This is a genomic window from Allorhizobium undicola ORS 992 = ATCC 700741 (genome assembly GCF_000621665.1).
Lineage (GTDB): Bacteria > Pseudomonadota > Alphaproteobacteria > Rhizobiales > Rhizobiaceae > Allorhizobium > Allorhizobium undicola.
Genome location: NZ_JHXQ01000010.1, coordinates 68601 through 83313 on the forward strand (window position 1 = coordinate 68601; position 14713 = coordinate 83313).

10 protein-coding genes are annotated in these 14713 nt (G+C 60.4%); 8 read left to right on the forward strand and 2 right to left on the reverse strand.

Annotated elements, in window-relative coordinates; all coding sequences use genetic code 11:
* The first annotated feature begins 106 nt into the window (after positions 1–106).
* On the forward strand, positions 107–370 hold the full coding sequence (locus tag T424_RS0111940; protein WP_027487936.1) for a DUF2312 domain-containing protein: 264 nt from the start codon (positions 107–109) through the stop codon (positions 368–370).
* 116 nt (positions 371–486) lie between these two features.
* Here T424_RS0111940 and T424_RS0111945 read toward each other — a convergent pair whose 3' ends face one another.
* Both T424_RS0111945 and T424_RS0111950 read right to left on the reverse strand, forming a co-directional pair.
* Complete coding sequence (locus tag T424_RS0111945) at positions 487–2349, reverse strand: DUF882 domain-containing protein (RefSeq protein ID WP_245269527.1); 1863 nt, start codon at positions 2347–2349, stop codon at positions 487–489.
* A 298-nt stretch (positions 2350–2647) separates the two neighbouring features.
* A complete protein-coding gene (locus tag T424_RS0111950) occupies positions 2648–4195 on the reverse strand; it encodes a sigma-54-dependent transcriptional regulator (RefSeq protein ID WP_027487938.1) in 1548 nt (515 codons plus the stop codon).
* 470 nt (positions 4196–4665) lie between these two features.
* Here T424_RS0111950 and T424_RS0111955 point away from each other — a divergent pair, with 470 nt between their 5' ends.
* The 7 genes from T424_RS0111955 (at position 4666) to T424_RS0111985 (ending at position 14602) form a co-directional block, all read left to right on the forward strand.
* Entirely contained in the window at positions 4666–6486 is a 1821-nt protein-coding gene (locus T424_RS0111955) for a M3 family oligoendopeptidase (protein WP_027487939.1), read from the forward strand.
* Entirely contained in the window at positions 6483–7640 is a 1158-nt protein-coding gene (locus T424_RS0111960; RefSeq protein ID WP_027487940.1) for an aminodeoxychorismate synthase component I, read from the forward strand. Before T424_RS0111955 ends, T424_RS0111960 begins: the two co-directional genes overlap by 4 nt.
* Entirely contained in the window at positions 7625–8272 is a 648-nt protein-coding gene (locus T424_RS0111965) for an aminotransferase class IV family protein (RefSeq protein ID WP_027487941.1), read from the forward strand. The genes T424_RS0111960 and T424_RS0111965 overlap by 16 nt, the downstream gene beginning before the upstream one ends.
* Before the next feature lie 568 nt (positions 8273–8840).
* Complete coding sequence (locus tag T424_RS0111970) at positions 8841–10064, forward strand: hypothetical protein (RefSeq protein ID WP_027487942.1); 1224 nt, start codon at positions 8841–8843, stop codon at positions 10062–10064.
* Positions 10065–10364: 300 nt separating this feature from the next.
* On the forward strand, positions 10365–11807 hold the full coding sequence (locus T424_RS0111975) for a homospermidine synthase (protein ID WP_027487943.1): 1443 nt from the start codon (positions 10365–10367) through the stop codon (positions 11805–11807).
* A gap of 160 nt (positions 11808–11967) precedes the next feature.
* The gene (gene omp10 / locus T424_RS0111980) at positions 11968–12336 is read left to right on the forward strand and encodes an outer membrane lipoprotein Omp10 (protein WP_027487944.1); all 369 of its coding nucleotides are present in this window, start codon (positions 11968–11970) and stop codon (positions 12334–12336) included.
* Between the two features lie 340 nt (positions 12337–12676).
* On the forward strand, positions 12677–14602 hold the full coding sequence (locus T424_RS0111985) for a 5'-nucleotidase C-terminal domain-containing protein (protein WP_027487945.1): 1926 nt from the start codon (positions 12677–12679) through the stop codon (positions 14600–14602).
* Positions 14603–14713 lie beyond the last annotated feature (111 nt).

Below are 14713 nucleotides of genomic sequence, written 5' to 3' on the forward strand. Positions count from 1 at the left end.
CTGTCCACACCTTGTGTGGAGCGTGGGGATCAACCAGATTTCACCACCGGCGCGACATTCACCATCCCTGCGGATGCCGATGCCGCGCCCCTGCAAGGAGACATTCATGTCTGATGCTCATGGCGTCGCCCGCGACCAGTTGCGCGCTTTTGTCGAACGGATCGAGCGGCTCGAAGAAGAAAAGAAGACCATTGCCGACGACATCAAGGATGTCTACGGCGAGGCCAAGGCCATGGGCTTCGACACCAAGATCCTCAAAAAGGTGATTGCCCTGCGCAAGAAGGATGAGCAGGAGCGCATGGAAGAGGATCTTATCCTCGATACCTATCTTCATGCTCTCGGCATGATCGAAAGCCCACCGGAAGGCTGAGCCGCCCGGCGCAACCATGATGAAAAGCAAAAGCCGCGGAAGATCCTGTCTTCCGCGGCTTTTCTATGTCCGGGTTTGCAAGCGGAAAGGCGGATCCCGCCCATCCTGATTGTTTCTTATCGAATGGCTCCGAATCGGGCCGGATCGATGGCCGGAGGGGCGTTGAAGCCAACCGGCATATCCGTTTCGGCAGGGGCCGTGGTGATGGCCTTGGGCGCGACGCGGCTGGATTTACCCGGCTTTTGCGGCTGAATATCGGCCTTGTTCAGCGCCCACTGCGAAATCATCGCCCGCGTCAACTGCGTGCCACCGGCCATTCCCAGATTTGCGGCTTCCGCTTCGCTGGGGCCCGGACGACCACCCTTGACCGGCAGGCCTGCTTCGGGCTTGCGCCCGGCGGCCTTCGGCTGGTCGAAGACATCGCCATACTGGCCGGACTGGGCTTTCGGACGCGAGGGTTGCAGCGCGGCAACCTGCCGCGATGAGGCGTTGACCACCGGCGCGGAGGGCTGAACGGCAACAGGCTGGGCCGTTACGACAGGCGCCTTCTGCACAGGTGCCGGAGCGGGAACAGCGGCGGCCACGGGTGCTGCACGCAATTCAGGCTGCGGACGGGGCTGCGGAACCACCGACGGCGCGCTCATGCTTTCTTCCAGCGCCTCGGCGGCGGCAGGCGACAACATGGCCTCCTCCACTGTGGTCGGCTCTGCCTTGTCCCGCGCCATTTGCGGCTCGGTTGCGGCAATGGCATCGGCCAGCGCCGGACGACCCGCAGGCACGGGAACATGCATCACGCCGTTTTCAACGGGCGGCAGGCTTCCCGGCTGAAGCGAAGCGGTCATGATGGCCTGTTCGCCCTTGGCCGCACGCTGGTCAAGCAAGGTCGGAACCGGGATCTTGTAGGAGCCGAGATCGGCATAGCTTTCCTGCGCCGGCTGGCTCATTGGAATGGGTACGTTGCGCGGCGCAGGCGGGGCCATCTTTTGCAGCGCATCCTCCGCGGCATTGCGGCCACCAGGAGAATAGAGCGCAACGGCAAGGCTGCCCGGTCCCGGTTCCATGGCCGGACGCGACAAGGGAACAGGCGCATCGACACCCGGCTGCGGCGCAGCGGAGGCAACGGCAACGGAAGCGACGGGCGGCGTCGGGTTGGTCAGCTCAGGCTGCCGGGGCGGCAGGCCGGGCGGTGGCACGGGCTGCTGCTGGGCACGCACCGGCGGCTGCGCCGGGCCGCTATCTTCATCTTCATCCTCGTCGCCACCGCCAAACAGCATGGCCATCAGATTTCGTGGACGACTTCGGGCCCTTGGGCTGCTATCGGCCATCAGGATCTCTTCCGATCCCAATCGTCGCTTATAATCGGCAAGCGCCAGCTCATAGCCCGGCAGGGGTTTGCCATCGGCGGGAATATGCAGCGTCTTGCCATCCGGGAACAGGCGCACAAGTTCGTCGCGCGGCACGCGCGGCCAGGAGCGCACGCCCGCCACATCCATATGCACGAAGGGCGAGCCGGAATTGGGATAATAGCCGACACCGCCAGCCTGCATCTTCAATCCCACATCGCGCAGCGTTTTCAACGCCACGCCAGGAATGAAGAAGTCCATGGCGGTGCCGCGCATGTGCTGGCTTTCCTTGGCGACGCCCTTGGAGCGAGAGCGCAGCATGGCGTTGGTGGCCGGGGAACGATAGCCGGAGACGACATAGATGTAACCACTGGCGCCCGACTTCTGGTAGACGTTCCAGACGAGATCGAAGAGGCGCGGGTCCATCTTTGTGGCTTCGTTGCGCCGCCAGTCACGCAGAATGGTGTTGAGCTGTTGCAGCCCCTTGGGATCGTAACGCCCGTTGCGCTTGAAGGTGATTTCCTGCTTTTCGCCTGTGTGAACGAAGAGAATGCGCAGCGAGCGCGTCTCGGCAGAAGCCATTCCGGCACTGGCGAACAGGCCCGAAAAGGCGACCGCCATGAACAGGAATGCCATCAGCAGAAGCCTGGAGACAGCTGGCCCGTCCTTTGCCAAGCGGCAAGGCCGCCCGCGCCCGGAGGGCGATGTTGGTACATCCGTAATCCGCAAATCCGTCCCCGTCAGTATCAACACATCCCTCAGCTTGCCTGATGCCAAGAAAATGCGGTAACTACATGGCAAAACTGCCACAGCGGCGGGATTGATTCATATATGGTGAACCAATCCATAACAACCCATTGACAAGGACTAATCAAACATCCTTACCCGGAGGTTAACAGCTTACTGACGGGGCCGCCTTATCAAGCATGAGTGATCATGCCGCGTGCTTTTGCGGATTATCCGGATCGATGCCGTAATCCTTGAGCTTGCGATAGAGGGTGGAACGTCCGATTCCAAGCTTTCTTGCCACCTGACTCATCTGCCCGCGATAGAATTTCAAGGCAAAACGAATCAGCTCCTCCTCAATATCGGCAAGCCTGCGCACATTGCCATTTTCATCGATGCTGGCAATGGCATTTTCCAGGAAGGCCGGACGCGGATCTTCGACACGGGGTGCAGGCAGGCGGTCGATGAAGGCCAGCTCCTCGCGCTCCAGCCCACGGGGTGCTGCTGCATCGGCCTGCGTCTCGCCGAAAGCGGACAGGCCGGACCAGAAGCCCTCCTGCTTGAGGCCGCCGGGAATCTGCGCCATAATCTGCGGGAAATCGCTTTCGGCCAGTTCCGTTCCCTCCGCCAGAATGACGGCGCGGTAAATGGCATTTTCCAACTGCCGCACATTGCCCGGCCAGTCGAAGGCCGTCAGCAGGGCCAGCGCACCGGCGCCAAGGCTCAAGGGTCGCGGCAGGCGCTGTTCGGTTGAGAAGCGCTCGGTAAAGGCCCGCGCCAGGAAGGGAATGTCTTCCTTGCGCCGGCGCAGCGCCGGTATGGTGATCGGGAAAACGTTGAGGCGATAATAGAGGTCCTCCCGGAACCTGCCAGCCTTCACTTCTTCGATCAGATCCTTGTTCGTGGCGGAAATCAGCCGCACATTCACCTTTTGCGGTGTCCGCCCGCCAATGGTTTCAATTTCGCCATCCTGCACGGCGCGCAGCAGCTTCACCTGGATTTCCAGCGGCAATTCGCCGATTTCATCCAGAAACAGCGTGCCGCCATCGGCTTCGATGAATTTTCCGGCATGGCGGTCCGCAGCGCCGGGAAACGCGCCCTTCTCATGGCCAAACAGCAGGCTTTCCACCATGTTCGGAGCGATTGCACCGCAATTGACGGTGACGAAGGGTTTGGAAGCGCGCTCGCTTGCCGCCTGGATGGCCCGCGCCACCATTTCCTTGCCAACGCCCGATTCACCTTCCAGCACGACGGGAATGGACGATTGCGCCGCCCGCCGCGACAGCTCGATCACCCGCGCCATGGCAGGGCTTGCCGAAATGATGTCGCTGAAATGCACCGCCCCGGAGCGCGACCGGCGGGTGGGCCGATGCTGCGCATCGAGGCTGTCCACCTTCAGCGCATTGGTAATGGCGGCAATGATGCGATCCGGCGAGACCGGCTTGACCACGAAATCGAAGGCCCCGGCACGCATGGCCTGCACCACCGTTTCAATGCCCCCCTGCCCCGTCTGCACCACCACCGGCACATCGGCATTCTGGCCGCCAATGGCAATGAGGAAATCCAGCCCCGACATGCCCGGCATCATCAGATCGAGCAGGACGACGGAAATCTCTGCCTGACGCTGGCGGAAAAGCGCCAGGCCCGTCTGTCCGTCATCGGCAAGCAGCGCCACATGGCCCTGACTTTCGACCGCCGCCTTGAGAAGACGGCGCTGTACCGGATCATCGTCGATAACCAGAATATGAGCAGTCACCTTGCATCTCCATTGTTTTACGGCTTGCCATGGCCTTGTCTTCCGATGTGGAAGCGGCTGGCTTCGTTGTGGCATACGGCAATTCACAACCGCATATCGGCAAGTCCGTGGATTGCACCCATGGGCTCACCATGACACTTAAGCCTTGAACAAGCTGTTCCGGATTTTCCTAGGATTTTAGCGGTCGCACCGGAAATTGCCCGCTACGATACAGATTTGTGGCAAAAACCTGCCCCAAACCGGACGACTGTGCATCTCTGGCATGAAACAGCGCCAAAACCGGGCGCCATCCGGCAGGGCAAGGAGCAAGCGCCCCATTTCGTTAACCACGGCTCGGGTGTGGCGCATCCTTGAGAAAAATGGCAGAGAGAGGGCGCATGAAATGCGTCTGTCACGGCGCGTCCGGCCTGGCAAGGCCGACAGGAAGGAAGAGATCTATGCGTTTCCAAGGGTTCAGCGATCGCCGCCTCATGGCACAGCAAACCGCCGCAGGCGGCGCAACAGCATTGGGCGAACTGCCACAATGGCAACTGTCCGATCTCTACAGCGGCCCGGATGCGCCGGAACTCAAGGCCGATCTTGAAAAGGCAGGCCTTCTCAGCCGCGATTTCGAGGCAAAATGGAAAGGCAAGCTGGCCGATGCCGCCACGCGCAATGGCAATCAGGGGCTGGGGCAGGCCCTGAAGGAGTTCGAGGCGCTGGAGGATCTTCTGGGCAGGATCGGCTCCTATGCCGGACTTTATTATTATAGCGACATGACGGACGGCGCACGCGCCAAGTTCTTTGGCGATGTGCAATCCCGGCTCACCGATTATGCGGCGCATCTGCTGTTTCTGACGCTGGAACTGAACCGGCTCGAAGACAGTCTCCTGAATGCGGCCATCGAAGGCGATCCGGCCACCGCCCATTACGGGCCATGGCTGATCGATCTGCGCAAGGACAAGCCGCACCAGCTCGATGACCGGCTGGAACAGATTTTCCTGGAAAAATCCCAGACGGGGGCCGCCGCTTTCAACCGGCTGTTCGACGAAACGCTGGCGTCGCTGCGCTTCAGCGTGGATGGCGAGGAGCAGACACTGGAGCCGACGCTGAACCTGTTGCAGGAACCGGACCCGGCCTTGCGCGAAAAAGCGGCGGCGGCCCTTTCGAAAACCTTCCGCGAGAACCGGCGCGTCTTTACCCTGATTACCAACACGCTGGCCAAGGACAAGGAGATTTCCGACCGCTGGCGCAATTTCGACGATATTGCCGATAGCCGCCACCTTTCCAACCGGGTGGAGCGCCCCGTGGTGGATGCGCTGGCCGCGGCGGTGGAAAAGGCCTATCCGCGCCTTTCGCACCGTTATTACAAGATGAAGGCCCGCTGGCTCGGTATGGAGCAGCTGAATTTCTGGGATCGCAACGCCCCCCTGCCGGAAGCCGCCAACCGCACCATTGCCTGGAGCGAGGCGAAGGATATGGTTCTTTCCGCTTACGGGGCGTTTTCGCCGGAGATGGCGGAGATTGCCAATCGCTTCTTCGAAGGCGGCTGGATCGATGCACCGGCCCGGCCCGGCAAGGCACCCGGCGCCTTTGCCCACCCCACCGTGCCATCGGCCCATCCTTACGTTCTGGTCAACTATCTCGGCAAGCCGCGCGACGTGATGACGCTTGCCCATGAACTGGGCCATGGCGTGCATCAGGTGCTGGCGGGCCAACAGGGCGCACTGATGTGCCAGACGCCGCTGACACTGGCCGAAACCGCGTCTGTCTTCGGCGAAATGCTGACCTTCCGGGCACTGCTGGACAAGACCACCGACCGGCGCGAGCGCAAGGCCATGCTGGCGCAAAAGGTGGAGGACATGATCAATACCGTGGTGCGCCAGATTGCCTTCTACCAGTTCGAGCGCAAGGTCCACACGGCCCGCAGGCAGGGCGAGCTGACCGCCGAACAGATCGGTGAGCTTTGGCTTTCCGTGCAGGAGGCAAGCCTTGGCCCGGCCATTCGCATTTCGGAAGGCTATGAAAGCTGGTGGAGCTATATTCCCCACTTCATCCATTCGCCCTTCTATGTCTATGCCTATGCCTTTGGCGATTGCCTGGTGAACTCGCTCTACGCCGTTTACCAGAATGCGGCGGAGGGCTTTCAGCAGAAATATTTCGATCTTCTCAAGGCGGGTGGTTCGCGCCATCACTCCGAGCTTCTGGCCCCCTTCGGGCTGGATGCCACGGACCCCGCTTTCTGGGAAAAGGGACTTTCGATGATCGAGGGGCTCATCGACGAGCTGGAGGCGCTTGACCGCTCCGCATGACTGCCGCTTCGCCCTATATTCTGTTTCGTGACGACAAGAGCGGCGAGGTGCTGCTCTTCGATCAGCCACGCGACATCGTGAAAGCGGTCCGCGCCGAGGAGGTGCGGCCCGCCTTGCAGCGGCTGGAAGCGGCAAAGGCAGAAGGATACTGGCTGGCCGGCTATCTTTCCTACGAGGCGGGCTTCGTCTTCGAGGACAAGCTGCGGCCGCTGATCGAGAATGGGCGGGAGACACCGCTGCTGCTCTTCGGCATATTCGACCGGCCGCGCGGCAAGGACCATCCGCTTGCCATTCTGCCGACGCCTCGCACCGGAGAGGTCTTGTCCCGCCCCCGCGCCGGTTGGGATTTTGCCGCCTATCGGCAGGCCTTTGCCGAGCTGCACCGGCATCTGCGCCAGGGCGATTGTTATCAAGGCAACCTGACCATGCCCGTTACGGCAGAGGCGAACGGCACGGCGCGGGAGATTTTCAGCGCGCTGATCGAGCGCCAGCCAGTGCGCTACGGGGCGCTTGCCGAGCTTGGCGGACCGGCTATCGTCTCGCGCTCGCCGGAATTGTTTTTCAAGGTGGATAAGGAAGGCTTCATCGAAACCCATCCGATGAAGGGCACGGCACGGCGTGGCGCCAGCGCGCGGGAAGACGAGGCCATCAAGGCGCAATTGCTGTGCGATGAAAAGACGCAGGCCGAAAACCGCATGATCGTGGACCTGCTGCGCAACGATATTTCCCGGCTGATCGAAGTGGGCAGTCTCGATGTGCCGAAACTCTTCCACATCGAAACCTACCCGACCGTGCATCAGCTTGTCAGCCATGTTCGGGGAACGCTTTTGCCCGGCGTGACGCTGGAAACCATCATCGAGGCCCTGTTTCCCTGCGGCTCCGTCACCGGCGCGCCGAAAATGTGGGCCATGCAGATCCTGCACCGGCTGGAAAAAGGCCCACGCGACATTTACTGCGGCGCGATCGGCTTTTGCGACCCTTCCGGCCCGATGCGGTTTTCAGTGGCTATCCGCACACTGTCTCTTTTCAAGACAGGTGAGGCGGTTTTCAATGTCGGCGGGGGCATAGTATTTGATTCGACAGCCGAGGCGGAATATGAAGAATGTCTGCTCAAGGCGCGCTTTGCGGTAGGTGAACAATGGATTTCACGCTGATTGAAACGCTCCGCTTCGAACCCGGCACCGGATTTCTGCGGCTTGACCAGCATATGCGCCGTCTGGGCCGCTCGGCCGATGCGCTGGGCTTTCGCCAGCCGGTCAAGGCCGATGCCGCGCTGAAGGATGCGGTGAACGGTGCCCAAACGCCGCTGCGCGTGCGGCTGACCATGAATTTCCGCGGCCGCGTCGAGGTGACAGTCACGCCTTTCGAGCCGGTGGCGGAAAACACCATATGGCGCATCCGCATCGCGCAAAAGACAAGACTCAGATCCGACGACGCGCTTTACCGCCACAAGACATCGCGGCGGGAACCCTATGAGTCAGCACGCGCCGAATTTTCGCCCGAAGAGGCAGATGAGGTCTTGCTGCTCAACGAGCGCGGCGAAATCTGCGAAGGAAGCTTCACCAACGTTTTCGTGCAGGGCGCCGACGGCATTCTCATGACCCCGCCGCTTTCGAGCGGCCTGCTGCCCGGCATTTTGCGGGCAGACCTCATCCGGGAGCGAAAGGCCCGCGCCGAGGTGCTGAAACCGGAAAACCTGCATGGCCGCCCGCTTTTCGTGGGCAATGCGCTTCGCGGCCTGATTCGTGCCGAACTGGTGGAAGCCGTGGAAAAAGCCGTGGCATAAGGTATGATCCACCGAAGTGAAACAGCAACCACCCCGCTGGCTGAAGCGGTGGTTCGGCACTTTTATCCGCTGCTTTTGCAACAGCAGCCCCCATCAGTCGAAGAGACAGGACTTTCTGCGGCGCGTTCGCAGTGACAACATAATTGCCCACAAATTTAGCGCGGTATTTTCAAAAAAATGCCGGAATATTGGTTATCACTTCTTAGGATGATGATTGTAAAATCATTTACAGCGTCCTTCGTGCGTTTTATCAAACGCACGAAGGACGCTGTAACACTTTAAATCTGCTGCATAATTTTCACCTTAAATCGATTCCGATTTAAGGAATTATGCAGCAGGATAACAAAAAATCATGTATTTGAGCATTTCAAGACCTATCCATGCACTCTAAAGCACGTCCGGACGCAAAACCAAATACACTTTTGCTGGAAACTCTAGCGTTATCCTCGGGGAATTCATGCCCACAAGGGGTTGAATTGGCGATCGGTATTTCATCTGACGCTGCGCAACGAAAATCAGAATTTGCACATATTTCAAGCCAGTCCGTTTCAATCTTGTGATCTAGTTCATGCATGTTCACACGAAAAAGATTTGCCGCCGCCTTTTTGCCTCGTCCATCATGGCCGCCATACTGTTTCTGGGTTGTCAGGGCGTTGCCGATGCCCATGTCAAATGGTTCCAGCCCTATGATCTGACGGCGCCGCCCGCGCCGCCGGGGCGCTACATGCTGGACCCGATCTGGCTGCTGGGATTGGGACTCAGCCTGCCGGCGCTGTGGCTGTGCATTACCGCCGATACGCTGGCCGATCGTTTCTTCAAGGCTCCTGCCGCCGTGCTGCGCGCGGTGGATTTCAGCGCGGACCGGCTGATCCGACTCAGCCTCGGGCTCTGGCTGTCCTGGCTCTGGCTGTTACCGACCCCCATCTGGCTAACCCCGGAACTAACGACCGCGGACACGCGCCTGCAATGGGTGCAGCTGGTTCTGGCCGCCTTTTGCCTTTCGTCCAGGACCGCGTGGGTTGCCGGGCTCGGCATTGCCGGGCTGTGGCTTGGCGCTACACGCCAATATGGCATCTACCATCTCCTCGACTATCCGCTTTTCCTTGGCTTTGCAGCGCTTCTCATTGCCGGAAGCCTGCATGGCACGCGGCTTGGCAGACAGGGTGTCGCGGGCTGGCTGGTTGCCAACCGTCACGGCCTCCTTGTGGTGAGCATGGCCTGCACACTCATGTGGGCGGCGGTTGAAAAGTGGGCTTTCGCGGCGTGGTCCCTTCCCCTGTTGTGCAGCCGTCCGTGGCTGACCATGGGCATGGCGCCAGAAGTCTTCCTGCCGCTTTCCGGATGGCTTGAATTCGGTGCGGCCGCCATGCTGATGCTGGGCGGCACGGCGAGCAGCCGGATGAGCGCGGCTCTGCTTTTCCCCATTTTCGTCTCGGCGGTTCTGGAATTCGGGCGCGTGGATCTGGTTGGCCATTTCCCCATCATCGTCACCCTGCTGGTCACCGCCTGCCACGGAAACGGACGGATCGCCGAAACCGTCAATCTCAGGCATCTCCCCCCGCTCGAACGCGCAATATGGCTACCGCCGATCTACGGGCTTGCCCTGATCATCACCAATATCGCCTATATCGGCGGCTGGCAGTCGAGCTATGGAGCACCCGGTACGGTGCAGGGAATGGATGAATATCATCTCGCCCGTCTTCTCATGATGGCGCTCATTGTCGCCGGATTGATGCTGGCCGCAATCGGTGCTGCCCGCCTGCTCGGCACGAGGCAGCATCGTTCATTTTGAAAATCAGCTGCGCGGACCTGCCTCTCATACCAAGGCTCGAAGATGCTAACGCATCCTCGCCTTGAAGAGATTTCGAATATCTCAACCGCATCAGGGGCTTGAGATATTCGAAAATGGAATACGAAGGGTCATCTTCAATGACTCTTCGTATCAGTCTTTATTCTGTCGTTTAAATATGCTCTAGAGCAGGCTGAAAAGGCCGTCATGGACGGCCTTGACGGCAGCACAGGCGCCACAGGCCACATTCCGGCCTGCAACGCCGTGCCCCGACGACAAGTGGCGTCCACGGAGACACAACGAATGACCACCCAGACTTACCCGGTCCATGGCGAAATCACCGGTCCGATCGTGATGATCGGTTTCGGGTCGATCGGGCGCGGCACGCTGCCGCTGATCGAGCGGCACTTCAAATACGACAAAAGCCGCATGGTGGTGATCGATCCCGCCGCCGACGATCAGGGCATTCTGGCGCGCCATGGCGTGAAGCATATCCAGGCTCACGTCACGAAGGACAATTACAAAGAGCTGCTCAAGCCGCTTCTGACCGAAGGTGAAGGCCAGGGCTTCTGCGTCAATCTTTCCGTCGATACCTCCTCGCTGGACCTGATGAAATTCTGCCGCAAGCTCGACGTTCTTTATATCGACACCGTCGTCGAGCCCTGGCTCGGCTTCTATTTCGACAAGGACAAGGGCAATGCCGAGCGCACCAATTACGCGCTGCGCGAGACGGTGCGTCAGGAAAAGAAGAAGAACCCCGGCGGCACCACGGCTGTTTCCTGCTGCGGCGCCAATCCCGGCATGGTTTCGTGGTTCGTCAAGCAGGCGCTGGTGAATATTGCCCACGAACTGGGTCTGTCCTTCGAAGAGCCCGCCGCCGATGACCGTCACGGCTGGGCCAAGCTGATGAAGAAGGTTGGCGTCAAGGGTATTCACATTGCCGAGCGCGACACCCAGCGCACGAAGAACCCCAAGCCGCTTGACGTCTTCTGGAACACCTGGTCGGTCGAAGGCTTCATTTCCGAAGGTCTCCAGCCTTCCGAACTCGGCTGGGGCACGCATGAAAACTGGATGCCGAAGAACGCCAAGAAGCACAAGAAGGGCTGCAAGGCGGCCATCTATCTGGAGCAGCCCGGCGCCAATACCCGCGTGCGCACCTGGTGCCCGACGCCCGGCCCGCAATATGGCTTCCTCGTCACGCATAACGAATCCATCTCCATTGCCGATTATTTCACCGTGGAGAAGGATGGCGAGGTGAGCTACCGCCCCACCTGTCATTATGCCTACCACCCCGCCAATGATGCCGTGCTTTCGCTGCATGAAATGTTCGGCAATGGCGGCAAGGCGCAGCCGGTTCTGCATGTTCTGGACGAAAACGAGCTTGTGGACGGTATCGACGAACTGGGCGTGCTGCTCTACGGCCATGACAAGAATGCCTATTGGTACGGCTCGCGGCTCTCGGTGGAGCAAACCCGCGAACTGGCCCCCTACCAGAACGCCACGGGCTTGCAGGTCACATCCGCGGTTCTGGCCGGCATGGTCTGGGCACTGGAAAACCCCAGGGCTGGCATCGTCGAAGCCGACGAGATGGACTACAAGCGCTGCCTCGACGTGCAGATGCCCTATCTCGGCCCCGTCGAAGGCCACTATACCGACTGGACGCCGCTGACCGGCCGCCCCGGCCTCTTCCCGGAGGATCTGGACGAAAAGGATCCCTGGCAGTTCCGCAACGTACTGGTGCGCTGATTTCGTCCGCATGGAACATAAAGACCCGCTGGAACGTTTCGGCGGGTCTTTTGCTTTTCAATCAATCGCTTGTGTTCAACTGCCGGGATAACGCCGCACCGTCTTGCATTCACGGCGGCTTCGCGGCATGGTCACTATAAGCTTATCGACGGAGTCTGTGATGAAGGCCGCTCACATTGCCACCCTGCTTGCAGCAGCCCTTGCTGTATCCTCCTGCATGGGGCCGCCACCGCCGCGTCAGGTCAGCTACCAGCCCGTGCAGCCGCAGGGCGTGGAAGGCGCCTGGGTCGATCCGAACGGCATCGTCTCCACCTTCCAGGGCGGCACCTTCTCCACCCGCTCCACCGATACCAATGCGCTTCTGGCTTCCGGCACCTATACCAGCATGTCGCCGACGCTGGTGGAGATCAACATGACATCGCTGGTGCGCAAGACCCAGTCGCGCGTCAATTGCGCGCTGGTGACACCTGGCCAACTGAATTGCACGACGGATTCGGGCGCCAATTTCTCGCTGCGCCGCCAGATCTGAAACCGGCATATGGCTGACGCATGATCGCGCCTTGCCCGTCCAACCATTATATTTTCGTTTTTCAAGGCTGCGCTTTTGCGCGGCCTTTTCTTTTTCAATCTCCCGCCATTTCTGCTTGCACCGCCTTGCGTGGAATGAAACCATGCAGCTTTCGTCAATGCTGAAAAAACTGTCATCAAACCCCGGTAAATCGATTCCGATCTGAGGAATTATGCACGAGACGGGCGCAAGCCACTGAAAGATTGCGCGGGTCGCCATATTCGCAAAGGCGGGCCGCATTGAATGCCCCTACTGGCCATGGCTGCCGCATGACGGCGGCGAAGATACAAGGAGTTCACGAATGTCGAGAAGATTGAGGATTGGTCTGCTGAGCGTCTCCATGCTCGCCCTATCGTCCGGTGCAGCCTTTGCCGACTTTGAGCTGAACATCCTGCATATCAACGACTTCCATTCACGCATCGAAGCCATCAACAAATACGACGCCACCTGCTCTCAGGACGAGGAGAGCAAGAGCCAGTGCTTTGGCGGCGCCGCCCGGCTGAAAACCCTGCTGGACCAGACCCGCGCCGCCCTTGCGGGCAAGAACGTCGTGACGCTGAATGCCGGTGACAATTTCCAGGGCTCGCTGTTTTACACCACCTACAAGGGCAAGGCCGAACTGGAGGTGATGAACGCTCTGAAATTCGATGCCATGACGCTTGGCAACCACGAATTCGACGATGGCGAAACCGCAATCGCTCCCTTTGCCGAAAAGGCAGGTTTCCCGATCCTTGCCGCCAATTTCGAGGCCACGGGCAATTCCACGCTGAAGGACCGCATCAAGCCTTCCACCGTCCTCACCGTCAATGGCCAGAAGATCGGCATCGTCGGCGCGATCACCCCGGAAACCACCGAGCTTGCCTCCCCCGGCCCGAATGTGAAATTCACCGATGACGTTGCCGCCATCACCGCCGAGGTGAAAAAGCTGAAGGCCGAAGGCGTCAACAAGATCATTGCCCTGACCCATGTCGGCTATCATCGCGACATGGAGATTGCCGCCATTCCCGATGTGGACGTCGTGGTTGGCGGCCATTCGCATACGCTGCTGTCCAACACCGATCCGAAGGCCGAAGGCCCCTATCCCACGCTGGTCGATAATCCCGGCGGCTACAAGGTGCCGGTGGTGACGGCTGCTTCCTATGGCAAATATCTCGGCGATCTGACGGTCGTTTTCGACGATAATGGCGTGGTCAAGAGCGCCAAGGGTGATCCAATCCTGATCGATTCGAAGGTCCAGCCCGACGCCTCCATGGCCGCCAAGGTGGCAGAGCTGGCAGGCCCGATCCAGACGCTGCGCCAAAAGGAAATCGGCGAGGCCACCGATGCCATCGACGGCGCCTCCACCTCCTGCCGCGCGAAGGAATGCGCCATGGGCAATCTGGTGGCGGAAGCCATGCTGGATCACACCCGCAATCAGGGCATGACCATTGCCATCCAGAATGGCGGCGGCCTGCGCGCCTCCATCGGCGGCGGCAAGGTGACAATGGGTTCGGTCATTACGGTGCTGCCCTTCCAGAACACGCTGGCCACCTTCCAGCTCAAGGGGTCCGACGTGGTGGCCGCGCTGGAAAACGGCGTGAGCCAGGTGGATGACGGTGCAGGCCGCTTCCCGCAGGTGGCAGGCCTCAAATACAGCTTCGACCGCTCCAAGCCCGCAGGCAGCCGCATTGTGGACGTTCAGGTCAAGGAAGGCGACGGGTTCGCAGCGCTTGACCGCAACAAGCTCTACGGCGTCGTCACCAACAACTACATGCGCTCCGGTGGCGATGGCTACAAGATCTTCGCAACCGCCGGGCAGAACGCCTATGACTACGGCCCGGATCTGGCCGATGTCACGGCGGAATTCCTTGCCAGGCATTCACCCTACAAGCCCTTCACCGATGGCCGGGTGAATGAAGTGACGCCTGCCGGCTATGTTGCCCCCGCCGCACAGCCGAAGACGGCAACCGCCGCCCAGGCCGCAGCTCCTGCCCCGGCACCCGCTCCGGCACCGGCAGCAAGTCCGGCCCCGGCAACGGCTCCCGCCCCTGCGGCACCTGCGGTTTCCGCCCCGCCTGCGGCGGCCCAGCCCACCCAATATACAGTGGTCAAGGGCGACAGCCTGTGGAAGATCGCCGAAGCAACCTATGGCCAGGGCGATGACTGGACAAAAATTGCCAGGGCAAACAAGCTGCCGCGCCCCAACCACATCGAAATCGGCGATGTGCTGACGCTGCCCGCAAGGTAAGCGCAGGCGCCTGCGACAAAAGAACCGGCCCGCGACCACACGGGCCGGTTTTTCTGTCTGGACAGTGATCCTTTCTCCCGGCAAAAGCGTAGATGGAACATGAATTCCTGA

What these genes read in the sequence shown, in the direction of transcription:
- T424_RS0111985 (WP_027487945.1), top strand. Translation starts at nt 12,677, where the DNA reads ATGTCGAGAAGATTGAGGATTGGTCTGCTGAGCGTCTCCATGCTCGCC.
- T424_RS0111970 (WP_027487942.1), top strand. Translation starts at nt 8,841, where the DNA reads ATGCATGTTCACACGAAAAAGATTTGCCGCCGCCTTTTTGCCTCGTCC.
- T424_RS0111975 (WP_027487943.1), top strand. Translation starts at nt 10,365, where the DNA reads ATGACCACCCAGACTTACCCGGTCCATGGCGAAATCACCGGTCCGATC.
- T424_RS0111960 (WP_027487940.1), top strand. Translation starts at nt 6,483, where the DNA reads ATGACTGCCGCTTCGCCCTATATTCTGTTTCGTGACGACAAGAGCGGC.
- T424_RS0111945 (WP_245269527.1), bottom strand. Translation starts at nt 2,349, where the DNA reads ATGGCATTCCTGTTCATGGCGGTCGCCTTTTCGGGCCTGTTCGCCAGT.
- T424_RS0111965 (WP_027487941.1), top strand. Translation starts at nt 7,625, where the DNA reads ATGGATTTCACGCTGATTGAAACGCTCCGCTTCGAACCCGGCACCGGA.
- T424_RS0111940 (WP_027487936.1), top strand. Translation starts at nt 107, where the DNA reads ATGTCTGATGCTCATGGCGTCGCCCGCGACCAGTTGCGCGCTTTTGTC.
- T424_RS0111955 (WP_027487939.1), top strand. Translation starts at nt 4,666, where the DNA reads ATGGCACAGCAAACCGCCGCAGGCGGCGCAACAGCATTGGGCGAACTG.
- omp10 (WP_027487944.1), top strand. Translation starts at nt 11,968, where the DNA reads ATGAAGGCCGCTCACATTGCCACCCTGCTTGCAGCAGCCCTTGCTGTA.